The organism is Pseudomonas sp. FG6 (assembly GCF_057809015.1).
The window spans coordinates 35457-59763 of record NZ_JBMDJD010000031.1 but is presented as its reverse complement, the minus strand read 5'-3'; the positions used below and the strand labels follow the sequence as shown (position 1 = coordinate 59763).

Annotated in this window: 20 protein-coding genes and 1 pseudogene; 15 read left to right on the top strand and 6 right to left on the bottom strand. The window is 62.6% G+C overall.

What is annotated here, in order from left to right:
* Nucleotides 1-101: 101 nt before the first annotated feature.
* A complete protein-coding gene (gene xthA / locus ACODSJ_RS19330) occupies nucleotides 102-914 on the bottom strand; it encodes an exodeoxyribonuclease III (protein ID WP_489103249.1) in 813 nt (270 codons plus the stop codon).
* A gap of 173 nt (nucleotides 915-1087) precedes the next feature.
* On the opposite strand from xthA, the gene ACODSJ_RS19325 reads away from it, so the two are divergent.
* The 7 genes from ACODSJ_RS19325 (at nucleotide 1088) to ACODSJ_RS19295 (ending at nucleotide 12277) form a co-directional block, all read left to right on the top strand.
* Nucleotides 1088-1732: a GNAT family N-acetyltransferase gene (locus ACODSJ_RS19325; RefSeq protein ID WP_489103248.1), complete on the top strand. Its 645-nt coding sequence runs from the start codon at nucleotides 1088-1090 to the stop codon at nucleotides 1730-1732.
* Between the two features lie 89 nt (nucleotides 1733-1821).
* The gene (locus ACODSJ_RS19320) at nucleotides 1822-3549 is read left to right on the top strand and encodes an autotransporter assembly complex protein TamA (RefSeq protein ID WP_489103247.1); all 1728 of its coding nucleotides are present in this window, start codon (nucleotides 1822-1824) and stop codon (nucleotides 3547-3549) included.
* The gene (locus ACODSJ_RS19315) at nucleotides 3546-7232 is read left to right on the top strand and encodes a translocation/assembly module TamB domain-containing protein (RefSeq protein ID WP_489103246.1); all 3687 of its coding nucleotides are present in this window, start codon (nucleotides 3546-3548) and stop codon (nucleotides 7230-7232) included. Before ACODSJ_RS19320 ends, ACODSJ_RS19315 begins: the two co-directional genes overlap by 4 nt.
* A 155-nt stretch (nucleotides 7233-7387) precedes the next feature.
* Nucleotides 7388-7861 carry a MarR family winged helix-turn-helix transcriptional regulator gene (locus ACODSJ_RS19310; RefSeq protein ID WP_489103245.1) on the top strand — a complete coding sequence of 158 codons (474 nt, stop codon included), beginning with the start codon at nucleotides 7388-7390 and terminating at the stop codon, nucleotides 7859-7861.
* Entirely contained in the window at nucleotides 7858-9327 is a 1470-nt protein-coding gene (locus ACODSJ_RS19305) for an efflux transporter outer membrane subunit (RefSeq protein ID WP_489103244.1), read from the top strand. The genes ACODSJ_RS19310 and ACODSJ_RS19305 overlap by 4 nt, the downstream gene beginning before the upstream one ends.
* A 15-nt stretch (nucleotides 9328-9342) precedes the next feature.
* Nucleotides 9343-10542 carry an EmrA/EmrK family multidrug efflux transporter periplasmic adaptor subunit gene (locus tag ACODSJ_RS19300; protein ID WP_489103243.1) on the top strand — a complete coding sequence of 400 codons (1200 nt, stop codon included), beginning with the start codon at nucleotides 9343-9345 and terminating at the stop codon, nucleotides 10540-10542.
* A 205-nt stretch (nucleotides 10543-10747) separates the two neighbouring features.
* Nucleotides 10748-12277 (top strand): DHA2 family efflux MFS transporter permease subunit, encoded by a 1530-nt coding sequence (locus ACODSJ_RS19295; protein WP_489103242.1) that lies wholly within the window; start codon nucleotides 10748-10750, stop codon nucleotides 12275-12277.
* A 56-nt stretch (nucleotides 12278-12333) separates the two neighbouring features.
* On the opposite strand, the gene lpxH is transcribed toward ACODSJ_RS19295, so the two are convergent.
* Nucleotides 12334-13083 carry a UDP-2,3-diacylglucosamine diphosphatase gene (gene lpxH / locus ACODSJ_RS19290; RefSeq protein WP_489103241.1) on the bottom strand — a complete coding sequence of 250 codons (750 nt, stop codon included), beginning with the start codon at nucleotides 13081-13083 and terminating at the stop codon, nucleotides 12334-12336.
* The gene (locus ACODSJ_RS19285) at nucleotides 13080-13583 is read right to left on the bottom strand and encodes a peptidylprolyl isomerase (RefSeq protein ID WP_489103240.1); all 504 of its coding nucleotides are present in this window, start codon (nucleotides 13581-13583) and stop codon (nucleotides 13080-13082) included. Before ACODSJ_RS19285 ends, lpxH begins: the two co-directional genes overlap by 4 nt.
* Nucleotides 13584-13828: 245 nt before the next feature.
* Here ACODSJ_RS19285 and ACODSJ_RS19280 point away from each other — a divergent pair, with 245 nt between their 5' ends.
* The 3 genes and pseudogenes from ACODSJ_RS19280 to ACODSJ_RS19270 all read left to right on the top strand — a co-directional run.
* Nucleotides 13829-15526: a glutamine--tRNA ligase/YqeY domain fusion protein gene (locus tag ACODSJ_RS19280; RefSeq protein ID WP_489103239.1), complete on the top strand. Its 1698-nt coding sequence runs from the start codon at nucleotides 13829-13831 to the stop codon at nucleotides 15524-15526.
* A 21-nt stretch (nucleotides 15527-15547) separates the two neighbouring features.
* Nucleotides 15548-16930 (top strand): cysteine--tRNA ligase, encoded by a 1383-nt coding sequence (gene cysS, locus ACODSJ_RS19275; RefSeq protein ID WP_489103238.1) that lies wholly within the window; start codon nucleotides 15548-15550, stop codon nucleotides 16928-16930.
* 144 nt (nucleotides 16931-17074) lie between these two features.
* Nucleotides 17075-17266: pseudogene (locus ACODSJ_RS19270) on the top strand (DUF2214 family protein); the annotation flags it as partial.
* 195 nt (nucleotides 17267-17461) lie between these two features.
* On the opposite strand, the gene csrA reads toward ACODSJ_RS19270, so the two are convergent.
* A complete protein-coding gene (gene csrA / locus ACODSJ_RS19265; protein WP_003179932.1) occupies nucleotides 17462-17656 on the bottom strand; it encodes a carbon storage regulator CsrA in 195 nt (64 codons plus the stop codon).
* 247 nt (nucleotides 17657-17903) lie between these two features.
* Between csrA and ACODSJ_RS19260 the strand changes: the two genes are divergently transcribed.
* The gene (locus tag ACODSJ_RS19260) at nucleotides 17904-18266 is read left to right on the top strand and encodes an SPOR domain-containing protein (RefSeq protein WP_489103237.1); all 363 of its coding nucleotides are present in this window, start codon (nucleotides 17904-17906) and stop codon (nucleotides 18264-18266) included.
* 216 nt (nucleotides 18267-18482) lie between these two features.
* Here the strand turns inward: ACODSJ_RS19260 and ACODSJ_RS19255 are convergent, their stop codons facing one another.
* Nucleotides 18483-19172, bottom strand: a complete 690-nt coding sequence (locus tag ACODSJ_RS19255) for an endonuclease (RefSeq protein ID WP_489103236.1) — start codon at nucleotides 19170-19172, stop codon at nucleotides 18483-18485.
* A 5-nt stretch (nucleotides 19173-19177) separates the two neighbouring features.
* Entirely contained in the window at nucleotides 19178-19477 is a 300-nt protein-coding gene (locus ACODSJ_RS19250) for a DUF1654 domain-containing protein (protein WP_489103235.1), read from the bottom strand.
* Nucleotides 19478-19724: 247 nt separating this feature from the next.
* Between ACODSJ_RS19250 and ACODSJ_RS19245 the strand changes: the two genes are divergently transcribed.
* Genes ACODSJ_RS19245 through ACODSJ_RS19230 form a run of 4 tightly spaced genes read left to right on the top strand, consistent with a single transcriptional unit; the run spans nucleotide 19725 to nucleotide 24290 of the window.
* Entirely contained in the window at nucleotides 19725-20684 is a 960-nt protein-coding gene (locus ACODSJ_RS19245; protein ID WP_489103234.1) for a sugar ABC transporter substrate-binding protein, read from the top strand.
* Nucleotides 20685-20739: 55 nt separating this feature from the next.
* Complete coding sequence (locus ACODSJ_RS19240; protein WP_489103233.1) at nucleotides 20740-22293, top strand: sugar ABC transporter ATP-binding protein; 1554 nt, start codon at nucleotides 20740-20742, stop codon at nucleotides 22291-22293.
* On the top strand, nucleotides 22290-23267 hold the full coding sequence (locus ACODSJ_RS19235; protein WP_489103232.1) for an ABC transporter permease: 978 nt from the start codon (nucleotides 22290-22292) through the stop codon (nucleotides 23265-23267). The genes ACODSJ_RS19240 and ACODSJ_RS19235 overlap by 4 nt, the downstream gene beginning before the upstream one ends.
* Nucleotides 23268-23270: 3 nt before the next feature.
* Nucleotides 23271-24290 carry a LacI family DNA-binding transcriptional regulator gene (locus tag ACODSJ_RS19230; RefSeq protein ID WP_489103231.1) on the top strand — a complete coding sequence of 340 codons (1020 nt, stop codon included), beginning with the start codon at nucleotides 23271-23273 and terminating at the stop codon, nucleotides 24288-24290.
* Nucleotides 24291-24307: the final 17 nt, after the last annotated feature.

The window sequence follows — 24307 nt, the reverse complement described above, 5'->3', positions numbered from 1 at the left end:
TCCACCGCTATCGCGAGCAAGCTCGCTCCCACAGGTTTCGAGGTGGACACAGCCTTTATGGATACCACCCAATCCAATGTGGGAGTTGTGCAGGGCTTGGGTCAGCTCAATTCCAACCAGATCGGCGCATGGTCCGACGGTTTTTCCATGCCGCGCAGTTCATAGTCCACGCCGGCATCCTTGACCCGGGGCAGCAGGCCGTGGGAGGTGAGGATCAGGTCGATGCGCAGGCCGCGCTTGGGTTCGTCCTCGAAGCCGCGGCTGCGGTAGTCGAACCAGCTGAAGCGGTCGGTGACGTCCGGGTTCAGGTGCCGGAAGCTGTCCACCAGGCCCCAGTTCTTCAGGCGTTCCATCCACTCGCGTTCTTCCGGCAGGAAGCTGCATTTACCGGTTTTCAGCCAGCGTTTCATGTTGTCCGGGCCGATGCCGATGTCGCAGTCTTGCGGGGAGATGTTCACGTCGCCCATCACCACCACCGGCTGGTCGTTGCGAAAGCGGGTTTCCAGCAGTTGCTGCAAGTCGCTGTAGAAACGTTCCTTGGCCGGAAACTTGATCGGGTGGTCGCGGCTTTCGCCTTGTGGGAAGTAGCCGTTCATGATGGTCACCGGCACGCCGTTCGCGTCGGCGAAGGTGCCCCAGATGAAGCGGCGCTGGGCGTCTTCATCGTCGGTTTCAAAACCTTTGTACACGCTCAAAGGCGCCTGGCGCGAGAGCAGGGCGACGCCGTAGTGGCCTTTTTGCCCGTGGTAGTGCACGTGGTAGCCCAGGGCTTGCACTTCGGCCAGGGGGAACTGTTCGTCGTGAACCTTGGTTTCCTGCAACCCGATCACGTCCGGCTGATGCTTCTCGATCAGTGCCGCCAACTGATGGGGACGGGCGCGCAGGCCGTTGATGTTGAAGGAGACGATCTTCATGGTCGGCTGTCCTGGCAAAACTGCGATGCTAGCTGACATGTGGGAAGGGAGCCAGCGTGGCAGTAGGACAAATGCGCTGCTAATGTCCTTGGCATGTAGGAACGGTCACGACCCATTGGGTTCGTACTCAATAAGAGCAGGGCCACACCGAGCCCGCCCAGGAGAGCCATGCCATGCCTGAAAGCACCATCGCCGATATCCACATGCTCGACAGCGGTTATTCCCGTGAGGCTCGGTCCTTGTTGTACCAGGCCTACCGGCATGAGCCGACGTTCAGTTACCTGTTCGAGTCCGAGCGCCCGGGGTATGAGCAGCGGGTACGGGCCACGGTGCGCGAGCTGGTCAAGCAGCATTTCCTCCAGGAACTGCCGGCCATTGGCCTGCTGGTCAACGACCGCCTGGTCGGTATCGCCCTGATCGCCCCGCCGCAGCGACGCCTGGGGATCACCGAAAGCTGGGCCTGGCGCCTGCGGATGGTGCTCAGTACAGGGTTTCGCTGCACCCGGCGCTACCTCGATTATCAAGCGGCGGTGCTGGGGTGCCTGCCCTGCGATGCGGTCCACGTGTTGCCGTTGCTGGGCATTCATCCGCAGTTCCAGGGGCAGCATTTTGGCGAGCAGTTGCTGGGCGCGGTGCACAACTGGTGCGCGGTGGACGAAAGCTCCCAAGGTGTGGTGCTGGACACCGGCAACCCACGTTACCTGGCGTTCTATAAACGTCAGGGCTACGAGGAAATCGGTGAGATAGCGGTAGGACCGATCCGTGAGCACGTGTTCTTCCACGCCAACCCGCAGGTGCTGCAGAGCGCGACGGCATAGTCCCTGTATAGCCCGGCGGCATAGTCCGGCGAACTTTTGGGAAATGTCCGGCTCTATCAGGCATTAAAGCCCGTGATAGCATCCGCGCCATGAACTTTCCAGGACGAATGACCAGCGGCGCGCTCTTGCTGGCCCTCAGCGGCGCGGCGCTGGCACAAAGTGAGTTGGACGTGCGGATCAAGCCCTCCAACAACGAACTCAAGGCCAACGTGGAAGGTTATGTCGGTGGCCTGGGGGATCGCGACGAGGCGGCGTTGCTGCGTTTCAGCCGCGGTGCCGAGGAGCAGGCGCGCAAAGCCGCCCAGGCGTTGGGCTACTACCAACCGCAGATCGACAGCGTGGTCGAGGCCGGCAAGGTCCCGCGCCTGGTGTTGACCATCGAGCCCGGCGAGCCCGTGCACCTGCGCAACGTGGTCATTCGTGTCGACGGCCCGGCGGCATCGCTCAAGGCTTTTCGTCTGCCCCGCGACGCTGCGCTCAAGTCCGGCGCGGTGCTCAACCATGGACACTATGAAGACGCCAAGCGGCTGATCCAGAACCAGGCCTCGCGCTACGGGTTTTTCAGCGGGCGGTTCGTCAGCCAGACACTGCGAGTGGATCCCCAGGCGGGTGTCGCCGACATCGAGTTGATCTACGACAGCGGCCCGCGTTATGCCCTGGGCCCGGTGAGTTTCGAGGGCGACACGCCGTTCGACGAGGACCTGCTGCAACGCATGGTGCCGTTCAAGGCCGGTACCGCGTATGACTCTGAACTCATCGCCGAACTCAACCAGGCCTTGCAATCGAGCGGTTACTTCGAGGGCGTGCGGGTGGATGCCGCGCCCACGGCGGCCGTCGACAATGTCGTCCCGGTGGCGGTCAAGGTCGATACCCGTAAGCCGCGCACCATGGGGCTGGGCCTGGGGTTTTCCACCGACGTCGGCCCACGGGCCAAAGCCAATTGGACGCGCCACTGGGTCAACCCGCAAGGCCACAGTTATGGTTGGGAAGCGGAAGTGTCCGCGCCCCGGCAGAACGTCGGCCTGTGGTACGACGTGCCGCTGGACCCACCGCTGACCGACAAGCTGCGCTACGCCGGCGGTTATCAGAACGAAGAGCTGGCCGGCACCGACACCCTCAGCAAACTGCTGACCCTGGGCCCCGAATGGCACAGCAAGCTGCCCAGTGGCTGGCAACGGGTGGTGTCGCTCAAATGGCAGCGCGAGGAATACCGACTTGGTGGCGACTCGGGCCTGAGTACGCTGCTGATGCCGGGTGTCAGCTATTCCTACCTGCGCAGCGACAACCGCATCGATCCCCACAACGGCTACCGCCTGCAGTTCGACACCAAGGTCGCCAAGGAAGGGTTGGGTTCGGACAACAACCTTCTCTATGGCACGGCCATGGTCAAGGGCCTGACCACCGTGTTCGACAAGCACCGTCTGCTGGCCCGTGCCCAGGTCGGCGGCAGCGCCACCAACGGCTATAAATCGGTCCCGCCGTCGCTGCGTTTTTTTGCCGGCGGCGACCAGAGCGTGCGGGGCTACGATTACCAGAGCCTGTCGCCAGAGAACGCCGAGGGCGACCGCATCGGTGGGCGCTACATGGTGGCCGGCAGCCTCGAATATCAATACTCGATTGCCGAGAAATGGCGGGTGGCGACCTTTATCGATCAGGGCAATTCCTTTAACAGCCTCGAACTGCCGAGCCTCAAGACCGGCGTTGGCATCGGCGTGCGCTGGGTGTCGCCAGTGGGCCCGATCCGCCTCGACCTGGCCCATGCCATGGACGACGAAGGCGGCATTCGACTGCACTTTTCCATGGGGCCTGAGCTGTGACGCGGGGTATGAAGATAGCGTTGCTGGCCCTCACCGGGGTGCTGGCGACGCTGGTGCTGGTCTTGGGCATTGTGCTGGGCACGGCCTTCGGCAGCCGCTGGGCCCTGGGCCTGGTACCGGGGCTGAGCCTGGAGAATTTCCAGGGGCGGCTGGGCGGGCAGTGGAGCGCCGACCAGCTGCTGTGGCAGCAGGGCGAGCATCGGGTGGCAGTGGACCGGCCGATATTCGCCTGGTCGCCGCTGTGCCTGGCGCGCATGACCCTGTGCATCGAACAGCTCAAGGCCGACCAGGTCTCCATAACGTTACCGGCCTCTGCCGATGAGCCGAGCCGTGGTCCGGTCACCTTGCCGGACCTCGACCTGCCGCTCGCGGTCGAGCTGGGGGATGTGCAAATCGGCAGCCTGTCGTTCAACGGCAGCGAACAACTCAAGGGCCTGCAGCTGGCGGCGCACTGGACCGCCGAGGGCTTGCGGATCGACTCGGTGCAACTGCAACGCGATGAACTGAGCCTGAACCTGTCCGGCCTGCTGAAACCCAGCGGCGACTGGCCGTTGACTGCCGAAGGCCGCTTGACCTTGCCGGCACCGGGCGCGACCCCTTGGGCGCTGGAGCTGAAAGTCGCCGGCGATCTGCTCAAGACCCTCACCCTCAGCGCCGACAGCAGCGGTTACCTGCAAGGGCGGCTGAGCGGTGAACTGCAACCGTTGGCGGACAACCTGCCGGCCAAGGTGCGCATCACCGCCGACGGCTTCAAGGCCGCTGCCGAGCTGCCGGACACGCTGTTACTCAACCAGGTGGAACTGACCGGCGAAGGCGATCTGAAAAACGGCTATCAACTGCTGGGCAAGGCCACGTTGCCCGCCGAGAAGGGGCCGGTGGCCTTGAGCCTGCAAGGCCGCGTGAACGCCAACGGCGCCCAGGTCGCCGCGTTCGACCTGGACGCTGGCGAGTCGCAAAGCCTGAAGCTCAGCGGCCAACTGGACTGGCGCGAAGGCCTGGACGCCGAGGCGACAGTCGCCTGGCTGGATTTCCCCTGGCATCGCCTCTATCCGTTGATCGACGAACCACAGGTGACGCTGCGCCGCTTCGACGGCGAAATCTCGTACACAAACGGCCAGTACCTTGGCAACTTCCAGGCCGCGCTGGACGGACCCGCCGGGGCTTTTAGCCTGGGCAGCCCGTTCAGCGGCAACCTTGAGCAAATCCATTTGCCCGAACTCAAGCTCGCGGCGGGACAAGGCAAGGCCGAAGGGCATTTGGATCTGCAATTTGCCGATGGCATTGCCTGGGACACGGCGCTGGAGCTGTCGGCGATCAACCCGGCGTACTGGCTCGCCGAATTGCCCGGCAACCTGGCTGGGCCGTTGCGCAGCCAAGGTACGCTGAAAGACGCCAGCCTCGCCCTCGACGCCAACCTGGACCTCAAGGGCAAATTGCGCGGCCAGCCCGCGTTGCTCCAGGCCAAGGCCACGGGCACTGGCGAGCGCTGGAACCTCAACGCGCTGGACATTCGCCTCGGCGATAACCGCATCAACGGCAGCGCCAGCCTGCAAGAGAAACTCACCGGGCAGATCGACATCAAGCTCGCGCGTCTGGCCCAGCTCTGGCCGCAACTGCGCGGCCAGGTCACCGGCCGTGTCGACGTGGCCGGCACGCCCAAGGCGCCCCAAGGCAAACTCGCGCTACAAGGCGCGCAACTGGCGTTCCAGGCCAACCGCCTGCAAAGCCTGAACCTGGACGCGACCCTGGACAGCGCGCAACGGGGGAAAGTCGACCTCAAGGCCAGCGATATCCGCGCGGGCGAAACCTCGCTGGGCGTTCTGACGGTCAGCGGGCAGGGCGACATCAAACAGCAGAAACTCAACCTGGACCTGCAAGGGCCGCAGCTCGACACGACCCTGGCCCTCGATGGCGCGCTCGATCAAGGCAACTGGCGCGGGCGCCTGGCCAGCGGCGACGTGCAGGTCGGCGGGCAGGATTGGCGCCTGCAAGGCCCGGCGAAACTGGAGCGCCTGGCCAATGGCGCGCTCAACGTGGGCGCCCATTGCTGGCGTTCCGGCGAGGCCAGCCTGTGTGGCGAAGACCAGCGCCTGATGCCCGAGCCGAAGCTGCGCTACCACCTCAAGCAGTTCCCCATCGAAAGCCTGGCCCAGTGGATGCCCAAGGATTTTGCCTGGCAAGGCCGGCTCAACGCCGACCTGCAACTGGACCTGCCGGCCAGTGGTCCGAACGGCCGGATCCTGGTGGACGCCAGCGGCGGTACGCTACGGCTTCGGGATAAGGCGCGAGATAAAGATCATTGGCTGGATTTCCCGTACCAGACCCTGACCCTCAACAGCCGCCTGACCCCCAAACGCATCGACACCGAGCTGAGTTTCGTCGGCGCCAAGCTGGGTGAGCTGATGCTTCAGGCGCAGATCAACCCGCTGCCGGCAAGCAAGCCGCTGAGCGGCTCGTTCCGCCTGACCGGCCTGGACCTGTCGGTGGCGCGGCCGTTCGTGCCGATGGTGCAGACCCTCACCGGGCACCTGGACGGCAGCGGCACGTTGTCGGGTGGGCTGCTGGCGCCACGGGTCAACGGCAACCTGGTGCTCAGTGACGGCGAGGTGTCCGGGCCGGAGCTGCCCGTCAGCCTTGAAGACCTGCAGGTACGGGCGATGATCGCGGGCGAAACCCTGCGCCTGGATGGCGACTGGAAAAGTGGCAAGAGCGGCCAGGGTCGCCTCAGCGGCGACATCGGCTGGGGCGATGCGCTGTCCATGAACCTGGCGCTCAAGGGCACGCAGTTGCCAGTCACTGTCGAGCCTTATGCGGTGCTCGACGTGGCGCCGGACCTCACCATCACGATGCACGGCGAGCGGCTTGCCATCGCCGGCAAGGTCCTGGTGCCCAAGGGCGAGATCACCGTCCGCGAACTGCCGCCGTCCACCGTCAAGGTCTCGGGCGACACGGTGATCGTCGGCCACCAGACCGAGGAGGGCAAGGCGCCGATGGCCATGGCCATGGATGTCGATGTCATCGTCGGCCAGGACAAACTGGCGTTTTCCGGCTTTGGTCTGACCGCGAATGTGCAAGGCCAGGTGCACATTGGCGACAACATGGACACCCGCGGCGAGCTCTGGCTCAACGACGGCCGCTACCGGGCCTATGGGCAACGGCTGACGGTGCGGCGGGCGCGGCTGCTGTTCGCCGGGCCCATAGACCAGCCTTACCTGGACATCGAGGCGATTCGCCAGACCGACGACATCATCGCCGGCATCCGCTTGAGCGGCAGCGCCGAACAGCCGACCACGCAGATCTTCTCGGAGCCGGCCATGAGCCAGGAACAGGCGTTGTCCTACCTGGTGCTGGGCCGACCGTTGAGCACCACCGGCGAGGACAACAACATGCTCGCCCAGGCGGCGCTGGGGTTGGGCTTGATGGGCAGTTCGGGGGTGACCACCAGCCTGGCCAATAACCTGGGGATCGAGGATTTCCAACTCGACACCCAGGGCAGCGGCAATGCCACCAGTGTCGTCGCCAGCGGCAACCTCTCGGAAAAACTCAGCCTGCGCTACGGCGTGGGCGTGTTCGAACCGGCCAACACCATCGCCCTGCGCTACAAGCTCAGCAAGAAGGTCTACCTCGAAGCCGCCAGCGGCATCGCCAGTTCGCTGGATATCTTCTACAAGCGCGATTTCTAAAAGCCACTCATTCCAGTGTGGGAGCCGGCTTGCTCCTACAGGTTTTTGCGTTCGTCTGATGGTTTGGTAGTCAGCTAACTATTTGTTTGACATTGGCTGCCTAAGCAGTAATATCTCGACATACATTCCCTGCCTAGGCAGTAATCGGTGTCCAGATGAAGCATTTCACCCCAGACGACTTTCACAATTGCCAGCTCGGCATGCTGCTCGGACGCGCGGCGGTGCTCAAGGATCGGATCATCGACACCCACATGGAGCCCGTCGGCATCACCGCCGCGCAGTTCAAGGTGTTGATCATCATGGCCCAGCACGGCATCGAGACGCCTGCCGAGCTGTGTCGCTACCTGTCCCTGGACAGCGGCTCGATGACGCGGATGCTCGATCGCCTGGAGCAGAAGGGTTTCCTGATCCGCCAGCGTTCGGCCGAGGACCGCCGCCAAGTGCGCCTGCTGCTGACCGACGCCGGCCAGGCGCTGGCCGACCGCCTGCCGTTCATTGGCGCCGATGCGATGAACCAACTGGCCGGCGCCATCAGTCACGAGGAACTGCGAACCCTCGAACAGATTCTCAAGAAAATACTGCTCGCCGCCGGTGACCCCATCACCGTGTTGCGCTTGGGGGAGAAATGAAGCGTACAACCTTGCGTGCCCGATTCAGCCTGGTGTTGCTCGCGATGAGCCTGGCCGGGTGCGCCAGCTACAGTGGCCTGAAGACGGAAGGCGTGAGCCTTGAGGCGCAGAGTCTCAAGGCCGGGCAGTCCTTGAACGGCGTCACGCTGTCGCAGGCTTCGTGGCCGAAAAGCGATTGGTGGACCAGCCTCGGCGATCCGCAACTCGATGGCTTGATCCGTGAAGCCCTGCGCGACAGCCCGGACATGCAGATCGCCAGCGCCCGGGTGCATCAGGCCAGTGCCGCGGCCTATGCCGCCAACGCCGCGCGCATGCCGACCCTGGATGCCAACGGCAGTGTCAGCCGCTCGCGCCTGGCCCGTGACCAGGACCCGCAAGGGCAGGGCGGGGCGTACAGCACCCTGCGTTCGCTGAGCGTGGACTTCAACTACAACTTCGACCTCTGGGGCGGCCAGCGTGCCGCCTGGGAAGCCGCCCTGGGCCAGGCCCGCGCTGCCGAGATCGACCGCCAGGCCGCACAACTGACCCTCGCCGCCGACGTGGCCCGGGCCTACAGCGACCTGGGCCAGGCCCACATCATTCATGACCTGGCCGCCGAAGACCTCAAGCGCACCCGGCAAATGCTCGACTTGAGCAAACGCCGCCTCAGCGCCGGGATCGACAGCGAGTACCAGTACCAGCAGACCGAAAGCCTGGAAGCCAGCGCCGACGCGACCCGGATCGACGCCGAGAAACGCCTGCAAAGCGCCAAGATCGCCCTGGCGGTGCTGCTGGGCAAAGGCCCGGACCGTGGCAGCGAAATCGCCCGGCCCAACGTGCTGCAAGCCAGCGCGGTGGCCTTGCCGTCGAACCTGCCGGCCGAACTGTTGGGCCGCCGTCCGGACCTGGTTGCGGCGCGCTGGCGCGTCGAGGCCGCCGGCAAGAACATCGAGGCCGGCAAGACGAACTTCTACCCCAACCTCAACCTGAGCGCGGCGGCGGGTGTGCAGTCGTTGCTGGGCGATGCGATGTTCGGTTCGGCGAGCCGCTTCTTCAACGTGGCGCCGACCGTGTCGCTGCCGATCTTCGACGGCGGTCGCCTGCGGGCCGACCTGGATGCCCGGGACGCCGATTACGACCTGGCGGTGGCGCAATACAACAAGAGCCTGGTCAAGGCCCTTGGCGATGTCAGCGACACCATCAACCAGTTGCGCGATATCGCCCGGCAGATCGGCGCGCAGCAACACGCCACCGATATTGCGCAGAACTCCTACGACACCGTGCTCCAGCGCTATGGATCCGGTATCGGTAATTACCTGGACGTGCTGAGCATCGAGCAGCAATTGCTCCAGACCAAGCGGCAACTGGCGAACCTGAATGCCGAGCAGATCGACTTGTCGATCCAGCTGATGCAGGCCCTGGGCGGCGGTTTCGAGCCCCAGGCGCTGGCCTCGGCCACGCCGGCTTCCACCACGCCGAATAACTGATTCGAGGTACTTGTCATGGCCACTGCCGAAACTGCTCCATCCACCCATGCCCAGGCCGACAGCAACCCGCACAAACGCAAGGTCATGCTGTTGGGGCTGGCGTTGATCGTCGTCCTCGGCGGGCTGGGCGTCTGGGCCTGGCACGAACTGTATGGGCGCTGGAACGAAAGCACCGACGATGCCTATGTGAACGGCAACGTGGTGGAAATCACTCCGCAAGTCACCGGCACGGTGGTGAGCATCGGTGCCGACGACGGTGACCTGGTGCGCGAAGGCCAGGTGCTGGTCCAGTTCGATCCGAACGATGCCGAAGTCGGGCTGCAAAGCGCCCAGGCCAACCTGGCCCGCACCGTGCGCCAGGTGCGTGGCTTGTACAGCAATGTCGACGGCATGCGCGCGCAGGTCAACGCGCAAGAGGCCGAAGTGCAGAAGGCCCAGGAAAACTACAACCGACGCAGGAGCCTGGCAGCTGGCGGGGCGATTTCCCAGGAAGAACTGTCCCACGCCCGGGACGACCTGACCTCGGCGCAAAATGCCCTGGCCAACGCCCGGCAACAGCTCAAGACCACCAGCGCCCTGGTGGATGACACGGTGGTGTCGTCCCACCCCGACGTGCAGTCTGCCGCCGCGCAATTGCGCCAGGCCTACCTGGCCAATGCCCGCAGCACCTTGATCGCGCCGGTCACCGGTTATGTCGCCAAACGCACCGTGCAGTTGGGACAACGGGTGCAACCGGGTACGGCGCTGATGGCGGTGATCCCGCTGGACCAGTTGTGGATCGATGCCAACTTCAAGGAAACCCAGCTGCGTGACATGCGCATCGGCCAACCGGTGGACATCGAGACCGACCTCTATGGCAGCGACGTGAAATTCAGCGGTACCGTCGACAGCCTCGGGGCCGGGACGGGCAGTGCGTTTGCCCTGCTGCCGGCGCAGAACGCCACCGGTAACTGGATCAAGATCGTCCAGCGGGTGCCGGTGCGCATTCACGTCAATGCCCAGCAGTTGGTGGAACATCCGTTGCGGGTTGGCCTGTCGACCCAGGTCAACGTCAACCTGCGCGACCAGAGCGGCCCGGTACTGGCCCAACAGCCACCGCAGAACGCCACGTTCAGCACCCAGGTCTATGACCGGCAACTGGCCGACGCCGACGCGATGATCACCCGGTTGATCCACGAAAACAGCGCGGCGGCGAGCAAGACGGCGCAGCGCTGATCGTAATGGGAGGGCAGTCTCTGAAGCCTGTGGGAGCAAGGCTTGCCCGCGATGGCGGTGCTGCGGTCCTTCACAAATTGAGTCGCCTGTGTCGCGAGCAAGCTTTGCTCCCACAAAAGCCCGCTCCCACAGTTTTTTGTCTTGGTCAATGAACCTGCGGCGCAAGGCCTGCGACTGACCTCCTTCGCTTCATAGGATTCTCGCCATGAGCAATAACGCATCCTTCTCGCCGCCCAGTCTGGTGCTCAGCACCATCGGGTTGTCGCTGGCGACGTTCATGCAAGTGCTCGACACCACCATTGCCAACGTCGCCTTGCCAACCATTTCCGGCAACCTGGGCGTCAGCTCGGAGCAGGGCACCTGGGTCATCACCTCGTTTGCGGTGAGCAATGCCATCGCATTGCCGCTCACCGGCTGGTTGAGCCGGCGGTTCGGTGAGGTGAAGCTATTCTTGTGGGCGACGATGCTGTTCGTGCTCGCGTCGTTCCTGTGCGGCATTTCCACCTCGATGCCGGAGCTGATCGGCTTTCGCGTGCTCCAGGGGCTGGTGGCCGGGCCGTTGTACCCGATGACCCAGACGTTGCTGATTGCCGTGTACCCGCCGGCCAGGCGCGGCATGGCTTTGGCGTTGCTGGCGATGGTCACGGTGGTGGCGCCGATTGCCGGACCGATCCTCGGCGGCTGGATCACCGACAGCTACAGCTGGCCGTGGATCTTCTTCATCAACGTGCCCATCGGGGTCTTCGCGGTGATGGTCGTGCGTCAGCAGCTCAAGGCGCGGCCGGTGGTCACCAGCCGTCAGCCGATGGATTATGTGGGTTTGATCACGCTGATCATCGGCGTGGGCGCGCTCCAGGTCATCCTCGACAAGGGCAACGACCTGGACTGGTTCGAATCGAACTTCATCATCATTGGCGGCCTGGTTTCAGTCATTGCCTTGGCGGTGTTCGTGATCTGGGAAATGACCGATCACCATCCGGTGGTCAATCTGCGCCTGTTCGCCTACCGCAACTTTCGCATCGGCACCATCGTGCTGGTGGGCGGTTATGCCGGGTTCTTCGGCATCAACCTGATCCTGCCGCAGTGGTTGCAGACGCAGATGGGCTATACCGCCACCTGGGCCGGGCTGGCGGTGGCGCCCATCGGGATCCTGCCGGTGGTGATGTCGCCTTTCGTCGGCAAGTACGCCCATCGGATCGACCTGCGCCTGCTGGCGGGGCTGGCCTTCCTGGCCATTGGCCTGAGCTGCTTCATGCGCGCCGGGTTCACCAACGAGGTGGATTTCCAGCACATCGCCCTGGTGCAGTTGTTCATGGGCATTGGCGTGGCGCTGTTCTTCATGCCGACCTTGAGCATCCTGATGTCGGACCTGCCGCCCCACCAGATCGCCGACGGCGCTGGCTTGGCGACCTTCCTGCGGACCCTGGGCGGCAGTTTTGCCGCGTCCCTGACCACCTGGATCTGGATCCGCCGGGCCGACCAGCATCACGCCTACCTGAGCGAGAGCATCAGCACCTTCGAACCCGCCACTCGCGAAGCGCTGAACCAGCTCGGCGGCGCCAGCGCGCCGGCCTATGCCCAGCTCGACCACATCCTCACCAGCCAGGCGTACATGCTCTCCACCGTGGATTACTTCACGCTGCTGGGCTGGGCGTTCATGGGCTTGATCGTGCTGGTTTGGCTGGCGAAACCGCCGTTCGCGGCGAAGGCGGGGCCGGCTGCGAGCGGGCATTGACTTAGAACTGGAATGCAATCCTATGCAGGAGCAAACCTGTGGGAGGATGTGTTTATTCAGTTGTTCGGCAACGCCAACTGCGCATTGCCAAACCCAAACGGCGCCAACGCAAACCCCTGTTCATCGACCTGCAATGCCCAGCCTTGCTTGTCCCAATCCCCCAGCACGATGCGCCGGGCGGCATGGTTGCCCAGTTGCAGCTTGTGGATGGCGGGGCGGTGGGTGTGGCCGTGGATCAGGGTCTGGACGCCGTACTGCTGCATGATCCGCGGGATCTCTTCGGGCGTGACGTCGACGATGTCATTGGCTTTCATGCGGGTTTGCGCGCGGCTTTCGCTGCGCAGTTTGCGCGCCAGTTTCTGGCGGCTGCCCAGCGGCAGGTGACGCAGGATGAACAGCGTGATCGGGTTGCGCAGCCAGCGCCGCAGCTTCATGTAGCCTTCGTCGCGGGTGCAGAGGCTGTCGCCGTGCATCAGCAGCACCGGTTCGCCGTTGAACTGCACGACACTCGGGTCCTTGAGCAGGGTGCAGCCGGCCGCTTTGCAGAAGGCCTGCCCCAGCATGAAGTCGCGATTGCCGTGCATCAGGAAGATGGCCGTGCCGCTGTCGCTCAAGTCGCGCAGGGCCTGGCAGATGGAACGCTGGAAGGGCGTCATGGCGTCGTCGCCGATCCAGGCTTCGAAAAAGTCGCCCAGGATGTACAACGCTTGCGCCGAGCGGGCGCGTGTGGCGAGTAGATCCAGAAACGCCCGGGTGATGTCCGGGCGCTCCTCTTCCAGATGCAAATCTGAAATCAGTAGGATCACTCAACGATCTCGGCTTTCTCGATGATCACGTCTTCCGCTGGCACGTCCTGGTGGCCGGCCTTGGAAGTGGTGGACACGCCTTTGATCTTGTCGACCACGTCGCTGCCTTCGATCACTTCACCGAACACCGCATAACCCCAGCCTTGGGTGGTCTTGGCGCTGTGGTTCAGGAAGCTGTTGTCGGCCACGTTGATGAAGAACTGGGCAGAAGCCGAATGTGGATCCATGGTGCGGGCCATGGCGATGCTGTACTTCTTGTTCGGCAGGCCGTTGTCGGCTTCGTTCTGGATGCTTGGGCGCTTGTCTTTCTTTTCTTTCATGCCTGGCTCGAAACCGCCGCCCTGGATCATGAAGTTGCCGATGACACGGTGGAAAATGGTGTTTTCGTAGTGGCCAGCGTTGACGTATTCAATGAAGTTGGCGACGGTCAGCGGCGCTTTCTCGGCGTTCAGTTGCAGAACGATGTCACCGTGGTTGGTGGTCAGTTTGACTTTGCTCATGGTCGGTACTCTTTAAAGGAATTCGTGGGTTTCGGGGCGTTGATGCCCGCAACCGGTCTGGCTGCAAGCGGCCAGGTTGGGCAGTTTAGCGTGCCACGCCTGAATTTCGAGGCTGTTTTTCATCGGGTCGTCGATAAAATTCAATCGTTTACCCGCCTGGCCTGTCAGGCGCTTGACAGCATCGGCTATGATACGGGTTTTGATTTGTCCGGCCGCATCCGGCCACGCATACGTTCAAGGACCCTATGAGCAAGCCCACTGTCGACCCTACCTCGAATTCCAAGACCGGCCCGGCTGTACCGGTCAATTTCCTGCGGCCGATCATCCAGGCGGACCTGGATTCGGGTAAGCACACCCAGATCGTGACCCGTTTCCCGCCGGAGCCCAACGGCTACCTGCACATCGGTCACGCCAAGTCGATCTGTGTGAACTTCGGCCTGGCCCAGGAGTTCGGTGGCGTCACGCACCTGCGTTTCGACGACACCAACCCGGCCAAGGAAGACCAGGAATACATCGACGCGATCGAAAGCGACGTCAAGTGGCTGGGTTTCCAATGGTCCGGTGAGGTGCGTTACGCCTCGCAGTATTTCGACCAGTTGCACGACTGGGCGGTAGAGCTGATCAAGGCCGGCAAGGCCTATGTCTGCGACCTGACCCCGGAGCAGGCCAAGGAATACCGTGGCAGCCTGACCGAGCCAGGCAAGAACAGCCCGTTCCGCGATCGCAGCGTGGAAGAGAACCTGGACCTGTTCGCGCGCATGCGCGCCGGTGAATTCCCGGACGGCGCACGGGTGCTGCGCGCCAAGATCGACATGGCCTCGCCGAACATGAACCTGCGCGACCCGATCATGTACCGCATCCGTCACGCCCATCACCACCAGACCGGCGACAAATGGTGCATCTACCCCAACTATGACTTCACCCACGGTCAGTCGGACGCCATCGAAGGCATCACCCATTCGATCTGCACCCTGGAGTTCGAAAGCCATCGTCCGCTGTACGAGTGGTTCCTGGAGCACTTGCCGGTGCCGGCCAACCCGCGCCAGTACGAATTCAGCCGCCTGAACCTGAACTACACCATCACCAGCAAGCGCAAGCTCAAGCAACTGGTGGACGAGAAGCACGTCAACGGCTGGGACGACCCGCGCATGTCGACCCTGTCGGGCTTCCGTCGTCGTGGCTACACGCCAAAATCGATCCGCAACTTCTGTGAGATGGTCGGCACCAACCGTTCCGACGGCGTGGTCGACTTCGGCATGCTGGAATTCAGCATCCGTGACGACCTGGATCACAGCGCCCCACGCGCCATGTGCGTGCTGCGTCCGTTGAAAGTGGTGATCACCAATTACCCTGAAGGCCAGGTCGAGAACCTCGAACTGCCTTGCCACCCGAAAGAAGACATGGGCGTGCGCGTCCTGCCGTTCGCCCGGGAAATCTACATCGACCGCGACGACTTCATGGAAGAGCCGCCAAAAGGCTACAAGCGCCTGGAACCGACCGGTGAAGTGCGCCTGCGCGGCAGCTACGTGATCCGCGCCGACGAAGCCATCAAGGACGCCGACGGCAACATCGTCGAGCTGCGTTGCTCCTACGACCCCGACACCCTGGGCAAGAATCCGGAAGGTCGCAAGGTCAAGGGCGTGATCCACTGGGTGCCGGCCGCTGCCAGCGTCGAGTGCGAAGTGCGCCTGTACGATCGCCTGTTCCGTTCGCCGAACCCGGAGAAGGCCGAAGACAGCGCCAGCTTCCTGGACAACATCAACCCTGACTCCCTGCAAGTGCTCACCGGTTGTCGTGCCGAGCCATCGCTGGGCAACGCACAGCCGGAAGACCGTTTCCAGTTCGAGCGCGAAGGTTACTTCTGCGCGGACATCAAGGACTCGAAACCCGGTGCTCCGGTGTTCAACCGTACCGTGACCTTGCGCGATTCCTGGGGTCAGTGATCAAGTCTTAAGGGAAACCCTGTGCTTACGATCTACAACACGCTCACCAAGAGCAAAGAAGTCTTCAAGCCGCTGGATGGCAACAAGGTGCGCATGTACGTCTGCGGCATGACCGTGTACGACTACTGCCACCTGGGCCATGGCCGCAGCATGGTCGCCTTCGACCTGGTGACCCGCTGGCTGCGGTTCAGCGGCTATGACCTGACGTATGTGCGCAACATCACCGACATCGACGACAAGATCATCAACCGTGCGAACGAGAACGGCGAAGCGTTCGAGGCGCTGACCGAACGCATGATCGCGGCGATGCACGAGGACGAGGCGCGCCTCAATATCCTCAAGCCGGACATGGAGCCTCGGGCCACCGATCATATTGCCGGCATGCACGCGATGATCCAGGCGCTGATCGACAAGGGCTACGCCTACGCCCCGGGCAATGGCGACGTGTACTACCGCGTCGGCAAGTTCGTGGGCTACGGCAAGCTGTCGCGCAAGAAGATCGAAGACCTGCGCATCGGCGCGCGCATCGAGGTCGGCGAGTCGAAACAGGATCCGCTGGATTTCGTCCTGTGGAAAGCCGCCAAGCCGGGCGAGCCGAGCTGGGATTCGCCGTGGGGCAAGGGCCGTCCGGGCTGGCACATCGAATGCTCGGTGATGTCCACCTGCTGCCTGGGCGAGACCTTCGACATTCATGGCGGCGGCAGCGACCTGGAATTCCCGCACCACGAAAACGAAATCGCCCAGAGCGAGGCGGCTACCGGCAAGACCTACGCCAATGCGTGGATGCATTGCGGCATGATCCGCATCAATGGCGAGAAGATGTCCAAGTCCTTGAACAACTTCTTCACCATCCGCGACGTGCTCGACAAGTACCACCCGGAAGTCGTGCGGTACCTGTTGGTGTCCAGTCACTATCGCAGCGCCATCAACTACTCGGAAGACAACCTCAAGGACGCCAAGGGTGCTCTGGAGCGTTTCTACCATGCGTTGAAGGGCCTGCCGAACGTGCCGGCCGCCGGTGGCGAAGCCTTCGTGGCGCGCTTCACCGAGGTGATGAACGACGACTTCGGCACGCCGGAAGCCTGCGCGGTGCTGTTCGAGATGGTGCGCGAGATCAACCGCCTGCGTGAGAGCGATCTCAACGCCGCGGCGGGCCTGGCGGCGCGCCTGAAGGAATTGGCCAGCGTATTGGGCGTGTTGCAGCTCGAAGCCGATGACTTCCTCCAGGCCGGTGCCGAAGGCCGTGTGGACGCCGCCGAGGTCGAAGCCTTGATCCAGGCGCGCCTGACCGCGCGGGCCAACAAGGACTGGGCCGAATCCGACCGCATCCGCGACCAGCTCACCGCCATGGGCGTGGTGCTGGAAGACGGCAAGGGCGGGACGACCTGGCGATTGGCGGACTAATAGCCTCGCAACTCGCAATACCCCTGTGGGAGCGAGCCTGCTCGCGATAGCGGAGTGTCAGACAGCATTGTTGTCGACTGATACACCGCCATCGCGAGCAGGCTCGCCCCCACAGTTTTTGTGCCCGGCCTTGGCAATCACGCGGTTCTGATTCTGCTGCTTGAACTCGCGCCGATGATCACCCTGATCAAATGGCGGAGGGTGTTGGGCAAGGGAGGGGCAGTCGATGCTGCAAAGGCTGGCCGGTTTGCCCGGATCAGCCACATCGAAGCGTTGTTGCTGGTCTTGATGGTGATCGCGGCCACGGGAATGGCGCGCGGTGTCCACTGGGTCTGACCGCACCGAGCGTCTGCTTCATCGCCATTAAAACGAAATGTCTGACAGCCATGCTAAGCGTCATGCCATTAGTATCGGTTTCACGGAAGAACGAAACAACGAAGGCGGGGAGGGGCGGTTGAGGCGCGCTCGACCAGAATCTTTAGCCAGCCATTGCGCTGATGCAAACGGGCTGGCTACGGACTGCAGCAGGGCTCAGGGAGTTTGTGGCTTGTCGGGGGCGGTAAGGCCGGCCTGAATGCGCTGATAGATCTCTTCGCGGTGGACCGCAACGTTTTTCGGGGCATTGATGCCGATCCGGACCTGTTGGCCGCTAACGCCCAGAATGGTGATGGTGATGTCGTCACCAATGTTTATGCTTTCACCGACTTTGCGGGTGAGTATCAGCATGGTGTTCTCCTTGATTACTTTATAGGGCACCTGATTCAGACGATGCAGATGTCGGTACTGCTTATAGATTAGTGCTAAGTGTCACAATGTGGGTGCCTCTTTCTGACGCGCAGATGCAGCCTTAATTCCCAGGGTGCGACTATACAGCGACGCCGGGCAGGATTCTCGTGTTTTGCGCACTGTTTGCGGCGATCTTGGCGGGCACGGGTGCTAAAATCGCTGCCTCATGTCTTCCAGAGGAAACGTTGTGCGCAAATTGGCTTGGGTGATCGCGGTATTGATGCTGGCAGGATGCGGTGAAGGGCGTGATGTCGAAGCGTCGAAGAAACCCACCGCCACCTCCGCACCGGCCGCCGCTGCTGCGCCGCAGTGGGCTGTCGAGGTTCGTGGTGAGACGCCGCAAGCTGTCAGCGACCTGACCGGATGGCTCATCGAACACAGTTTCATGTCGAATGTTGTACGCGAAAATGGCAAGGAGCGGGTGCTGGTAGGCCCTTTCAGCACGAAGGCCGAAGCTGAAGCCGGCCAGGAGAACATCACCGCTGCATTGGTCCGGGCGAAAAAACGCAACATCGAGACGTTGGTGGTGGATTACCCGACGGCCCAGTAATCGGGCGGCATAAACAAAATCTTAGAGGTTGGCAGTTCGATATGTGGTGGCCAGAGATCTGTGGGATCTGTGGGAGCAAAGCTTGCTCGCGATTGCTTCACCGCGGTCCAACCATCAAACCGCGTCATCGTTCATCGCGGGCAAGCCTTGCTCCCACAAGCCTTGCTCCCACAGGGCTTGCCCGCCCGTTGACCGGTGTGGTTCACCAAGGCCAGGTCAACCGCAGGCCTTCAAATCCACCGGCCCCACGAACTCGTTCCCGCGCCCCATGACGCACGCTACGCTCTGGTTGCGCTGGCGTTCCCAGCTCTCGACCGGGTAGGTCTTGTCCCAGGCCTCATACAGGCGCCGGTCCTGCTTGGAGAGGCTCAGGCCATACTGTTTGCTCATGTAGAAATAGGTTCGGGCGATCATCCCGCGGATGGACGGTCGAGGCATGACTTTCTTGGCCTTGAAATCCACCTGGGTCAGGCATGAACCGTACTGGCCTTTCTGGACCGGCAACCAGCCATAACTGAAGTTGCTGCGATCGCCGTTCACTTCCCCGATGCTCGGCACCAGGTTGTGCAGGTCGGCTTCGGCCCGTTGATAGACCGGGTCATGACGCGTGCAATTCTTGCGACCGCCTTGCTGCCAGCATTGGCGCTGGTGGCCGATCTCCCACGCCGGGACGATGTGTTCCCACTCGATACGCGCGGCGCGGCTGGCATTCTTGCGTGGCACGTACCCACAGGCCTCCAGGTTCACGCGATTACCGGTGTATTTGCAGCCGCAATAGAACTCGGTGGATTGCGGGGCGTAGAGTTTCCAGGCGACTTTCTTGGCTTCGTTGAAGGTGCGCGGGGCACCGGCCTGTGCGCCCATGGCGACGAACACAAGCAGTAAAGCAAAACAGCGGATGTTCATCAGGCTCAATCTTCCTTCGGCACAACCCAGAAAATTTGCACGCCACCGTCATCGCGATAGGCGAGGGTAACGTTGTCGTTCTCGTCGATTTCTTCCAGCAGGCGTTCCCACTCGTCCACCGGCTCGTCTGGAAGGCGGAAGATCAGCGCGGCCCTGGCTTTTTGGGCGGTGGGGGCATTGATGATTTTCGAGACCCGCAGGCCGAGTCGCGTATAGGAATCTAAGGGGGTGGTTGCAGCAGAGGGAGGGGCCACAGGATTATCCTTATTAAGCTGTACGTGCATACAGTATTTAACCGTAGGCAATTACGCAACTGCTTAAAATTCAAGAAAATCGTCTGACAGTACTTTTTTCATTTTGATGTGGGAAAAATGATCTTTTTTTGCGGGACAATGCGAATGGAGCGGCTGACGGAGGGCTGACCCCCTTCGCCGGAAGACGAAAAACCGCAACATTGACAAACTCCCGAAGGCTTACCATAGTTACGCAAACGTTTGCGCGACCACCGCGCAGCGCTTTTGCTCACAATAATCATAAAATCGGAGTGAACCCATGAAGTTGCCATTCGCTGGACGCCTTCTCGCTGTTGCCATGCTCGCAGCCGCCTCCACTGCGCTGCCTTTCTCCTCGGCATTTGCCCAGACTGCAGAAAAACCCAAGGTCGCCCTGGTCATGAAATCCCTGGCCAACGAATTCTTCCTGACCATGGAAGACGGCGCCAAGGCCTACCAGAAAGAACACTCCGCCGATTTCGAGCTGATCTCCAATGGGATCAAGGACGAAACCGACACCGCCAACCAGATCCGCATCGTCGAGCAGATGATCGTGTCCAAGGTCGATGCCCTGGTCATCGCCCCCGCCGATTCCAAGGCCATGGTCCCGGTGATCAAGAAAGCCATCGACGCAGGCATCACCGTCATCAATATCGATAACCAGCTCGATCCGGCGGTGGTCAAGAGCAAGAACATCAATGTGCCGTTCGTAGGGCCTGACAACCGCAAAGGGGCGCGGCTGGTGGGCGAGTACCTGGCCAAGCAGCTCAAGGCCGGTGATGAAGTCGGCATCATCGAAGGCGTGTCCACCACCACCAACGCCCAGGCGCGCACCGCAGGCTTCAAGGACGCCATGGACGCCGCGCAGGTCAAGGTCGTTTCCCTGCAATCCGGCGACTGGGAAATCAACAAGGGCAACCAGGTGGCTGCGTCGATGCTCAGCGAATACCCGAACATCAAGGCGCTGCTGGCCGGCAACGACAGCATGGCGGTCGGCGCGGTATCGGCTGTCCGTGCAGCGGGCAAGGCGGGCAAGGTGCAAGTGGTCGGCTACGACAACATCAATGCCATCAAGCCCATGCTCAAGGACGGACGTGTCCTGGCAACGGCCGACCAGTTTGCCGCCAAGCAGGCTGTCTTCGGCATCGAGACGGCCTTGAAGATCCTCAAGGGCGAAAAAGTCGACAGCGGCGCCAACGGCGTTATCGAAACTCCGGTCGAGCTGGTGACCAAGCAGTAATCCTGGCGACACAACGGTGCTCGCCCGTTGGGGCGAGCACATTGGAGAGTTTGTTATGTCCGTTCGCGACCCGAACGCTGTCCTGTGCGTCAGCGGCATCGGCAAGACTTATGCCCAACCGGTACTGACCGACATCAGCCTGACGCTGATGCGCGGTGAAGTGCTGGCGCTGACCGGAGAAAATGGCGCCGGCAAAAGTACCTTGTCCAAGATCATCGGTGGGTTGGTGACGCCGACGACCGGGCAAATGCAATTCCAAGGGCAGGACTACCGTCCTGGCAGCCGTACCCAGGCCGAAGCGCTGGGCGTGCGTATGGTGATGCAGGAGCTCAACCTGCTGCCGACCCTGTCCGTGGCCGAAAACCTGTTCCTCGACAACCTGCCCAGCCGTGGTGGCTGGATCAGTCGCAAGCAATTGCGCAAGGCGGCCATCGAGGCCATGGCCCAGGTGGGGCTCGACGCGATCGATCCGGATACCCTGGTGGGCGAGCTGGGGATCGGTCACCAGCAGATGGTCGAGATTGCCCGTAACCTGATCGGCGACTGCCGTGTGCTGATTCTCGACGAGCCGACCGCCATGCTGACGGCGCGCGAAGTCGAGATGCTTTTCGAGCAGATCACTCGCCTGCAAGCCCGGGGCGTGTCGATCATCTACATTTCCCATCGCCTTGAAGAACTGGCGCGGGTGGCCCAGCGCATTGCGGTATTGCGTGATGGCAACCTGGTCTGCGTCGAGCCGATGGCCAATTACAACAGCGAGCAGTTGGTGACACTGATGGTCGGTCGCGAGCTGGGCGAGCACATCGACCTTGGTCCGCGCCAGATCGGCGCCCCAGCCCTGACGGTCAAGGGCCTGACACGCGCTGACAAGGTCCGCGACGTGTCCTTTCAAGTGCGCAGTGGCGAGATCTTCGGTATCTCGGGGCTGATCGGGGCAGGGCGTACCGAACTGCTGCGCTTGATCTTTGGTGCTGATGCCGTCGACTGCGGCACCGTGGCGTTGGGGGCGGATGCCCGCGTCGCCAACATCCGCTCACCGGCCGATGCGGTCGCCCAGGGCATTGCGTTGATCACCGAGGACCGCAAGGGCGAGGGCCTGCTGCTGACTCAATCGATTGCCGCGAACATTGCCTTGGGTAACATGCCGGAGATCTCCAGCGCCGGTTTCGTCAAGGGCGGCGAGGAACTGTCGCTGGCCCGGCGGCAGATCGATGCCATGCGCATCCGCAGTTCCAGCCCGAGCCAGTTGGTGTCCGAGCTGTCGGGCGGTAACCAGCAGAAGGTGGTAATCGGTCGCTGGCTCGAACGCGATTGCTCGGTGCTGTTGTTCGACGAGCCGACCCGTGGCATCGACGTCGGCGCCAAATTCGACATTTATGCCTTGCTCGGTGAGTTGACTCGCCAGGGCAAGGCGCTGGTGGTGGTCTCCAGCGACCTGCGCGAGCTGATGCTGATCTGCGACCGGATCGGCGTGTTGTCGGCCGGGCGCCTGGTCGATACCTTCGAGCGCGACAGCTGGACCCAGGATGATTTGCTTGCTGCCGCATTCGCCGGCTACCAGAAACGTGATGCGTTGCTCAACGAAGCAGCGCCTAGGGATCTTTCATGAAAACCGCATCTGCCGTCGGCAAATCGAGTGGCAATTTCTATGGCCTCGGCACCTACCTGGGGCTGGCCGGCGCCTTGCTGGCCATGGTCGCGCTGTTCTCGGTGCTGAGCAGCCACTTCCTGTCCTATGACACCTTCAGCACATTGGCCAACCAGATTCCCGACCTCATGGTGCTGGCGGTCGGCATGACGTTCATCCTGATCATCGGCGGTATCGACCTGTCGGTGGGGTCGGTGCTGGCGTTGGCCGCGTCGACGGTCAGCGTGGCGGTGCTCGGCTGGGGCTGGGGCGTCTGGCCATCGGCGTTGCTGGGTATGGCTGTGGCGGCACTGGCGGGGACGGTCACCGGTTCGATCACCGTCGCGTGGCGGATTCCATCGTTCATCGTTTCCCTCGGCGTGCTGGAAATGGCTCGTGGCCTGGCGTACCAGATGACCGGTTCGCGCACCGCCTACATTGGCGATTCCTTCGCCTGGCTGTCCAACCCCATTGCCTTCGGCATTTCGCCGTCGTTCATCATTGCCCTGCTGGTGATCTTCGTTGCCCAGGCGGTGCTGACCCGCACAGTGTTCGGCCGATACCTGATCGGCATCGGCACCAACGAAGAGGCCGTGCGCCTGGCGGGCATCAATCCAAAGCCCTACAAGATCCTGGTGTTCAGCCTGATGGGGTTGCTCGCAGGTGTGGCGGCGCTGTTCCAGATTTCGCGCCTGGAGGCGGCGGATCCGAATGCTGGCTCCGGGTTGGAGTTGCAGGTCATTGCAGCCGTGGTGATCGGCGGCACCAGCCTGATGGGTGGGCGCGGTTCGGTCATCAGCACCTTCTTCGGTGTACTGATTATCTCGGTGCTGGCGGCGGGGCTGGCGCAGATCGGCGCCACCGAGCCGACCAAGCGCATCATTACCGGTGCGGTGATTGTGGTGGCGGTCGTGCTCGACACTTATCGCAGCCAACGCGCCAGTCGGCGGGCTTGAACCATGGCGACGATCAAAGATGTGGCGGCGCTCGCGGGGATTTCCTACACCACCGTGTCCCACGTGGTGAACAAGACACGGCCGGTCAGTGAGGAGGTGCGGCGCAAGGTCGAGGCGGCCATCGAGCGCCTGGACTATGTGCCCAGCGCCGTCGCCCGCTCGCTCAAGGCCAAGAGCACGGCGACCATCGGCCTGCTGGTGCCCAACAGCCTCAACCCGTATTTTGCCGAGTTGGCCCGGGGTATCGAGGATTACTGCGAGCGCAACGGCTATTGCGTGATCCTGTGCAACTCCGACGACAACCCGAGCAAGCAGCGCAGCTATTTGCGAGTACTGCTGGAAAAACGCATCGACGGCCTGATCGTCGCCTCTGCCGGTGGCGATGGCGGTCTGGTCGAAGGGTTGGCTGGCGTGCGCACCCCCATGGTCATCGTTGACCGGGGGCTCGACGGCCTGGATGCCGACCTGGTGCGCATCGACCATGAGTTGGGCGCCTACCTGGCGACCCGTCACTTGTTGGACCTGGGCCACCACGACATCGCGTTCATCGGCGGTCCGGCGGACACCAGCGTGGCACAGATGCGCCTGGCCGGTTACTGCCGCGCCCTGGATGAGGCGGGCATCGAGCGGCCTGTCGAGCGCATGATCGAGAGCGATTTCACCAGTACCGGCGGTTACCGTGCCGCCGCCCGGTTGCTTGAGCGGCAGCCGCCCAGCGCGATTTTCGCCGCCAACGACATGATCGGCATCGGCGTGCTGCGTGCCGCCGCCGAGCGCAACGTGCGGGTGCCCAGCGAACTGTCGGTCATCGGCTTCGACGACATCCAGATGAGCCGCTATGTCTACCCAGCGTTGACCACGGTGGGGCAGTCGATCCTGCAATTGGGGGAAATGGCGGCGGAGGTGCTGCTGCGACGTATCGCAGCGCCAGGGATTGCCACCGATCAGCGGATCGTGAAACCCAGTATTGTCTTGCGTGAGTCGACTGCGCCGCTGCCTGGCTCATTCGCCCAATACCGCTGAACCGAATTTGATGAGTA

What these genes read in the sequence shown, in the direction of transcription:
- ACODSJ_RS19295 (WP_489103242.1), top strand. Translation starts at nt 10,748, where the DNA reads ATGAGCAATAACGCATCCTTCTCGCCGCCCAGTCTGGTGCTCAGCACC.
- ACODSJ_RS19230 (WP_489103231.1), top strand. Translation starts at nt 23,271, where the DNA reads ATGGCGACGATCAAAGATGTGGCGGCGCTCGCGGGGATTTCCTACACC.
- ACODSJ_RS19255 (WP_489103236.1), bottom strand. Translation starts at nt 19,172, where the DNA reads ATGAACATCCGCTGTTTTGCTTTACTGCTTGTGTTCGTCGCCATGGGC.
- ACODSJ_RS19325 (WP_489103248.1), top strand. Translation starts at nt 1,088, where the DNA reads ATGCCTGAAAGCACCATCGCCGATATCCACATGCTCGACAGCGGTTAT.
- xthA (WP_489103249.1), bottom strand. Translation starts at nt 914, where the DNA reads ATGAAGATCGTCTCCTTCAACATCAACGGCCTGCGCGCCCGTCCCCAT.
- ACODSJ_RS19300 (WP_489103243.1), top strand. Translation starts at nt 9,343, where the DNA reads ATGGCCACTGCCGAAACTGCTCCATCCACCCATGCCCAGGCCGACAGC.
- ACODSJ_RS19320 (WP_489103247.1), top strand. Translation starts at nt 1,822, where the DNA reads ATGAACTTTCCAGGACGAATGACCAGCGGCGCGCTCTTGCTGGCCCTC.
- ACODSJ_RS19245 (WP_489103234.1), top strand. Translation starts at nt 19,725, where the DNA reads ATGAAGTTGCCATTCGCTGGACGCCTTCTCGCTGTTGCCATGCTCGCA.
- ACODSJ_RS19235 (WP_489103232.1), top strand. Translation starts at nt 22,290, where the DNA reads ATGAAAACCGCATCTGCCGTCGGCAAATCGAGTGGCAATTTCTATGGC.
- ACODSJ_RS19310 (WP_489103245.1), top strand. Translation starts at nt 7,388, where the DNA reads ATGAAGCATTTCACCCCAGACGACTTTCACAATTGCCAGCTCGGCATG.
- ACODSJ_RS19285 (WP_489103240.1), bottom strand. Translation starts at nt 13,583, where the DNA reads ATGAGCAAAGTCAAACTGACCACCAACCACGGTGACATCGTTCTGCAA.
- ACODSJ_RS19280 (WP_489103239.1), top strand. Translation starts at nt 13,829, where the DNA reads ATGAGCAAGCCCACTGTCGACCCTACCTCGAATTCCAAGACCGGCCCG.
- ACODSJ_RS19240 (WP_489103233.1), top strand. Translation starts at nt 20,740, where the DNA reads ATGTCCGTTCGCGACCCGAACGCTGTCCTGTGCGTCAGCGGCATCGGC.
- ACODSJ_RS19305 (WP_489103244.1), top strand. Translation starts at nt 7,858, where the DNA reads ATGAAGCGTACAACCTTGCGTGCCCGATTCAGCCTGGTGTTGCTCGCG.
- csrA (WP_003179932.1), bottom strand. Translation starts at nt 17,656, where the DNA reads ATGCTGATACTCACCCGCAAAGTCGGTGAAAGCATAAACATTGGTGAC.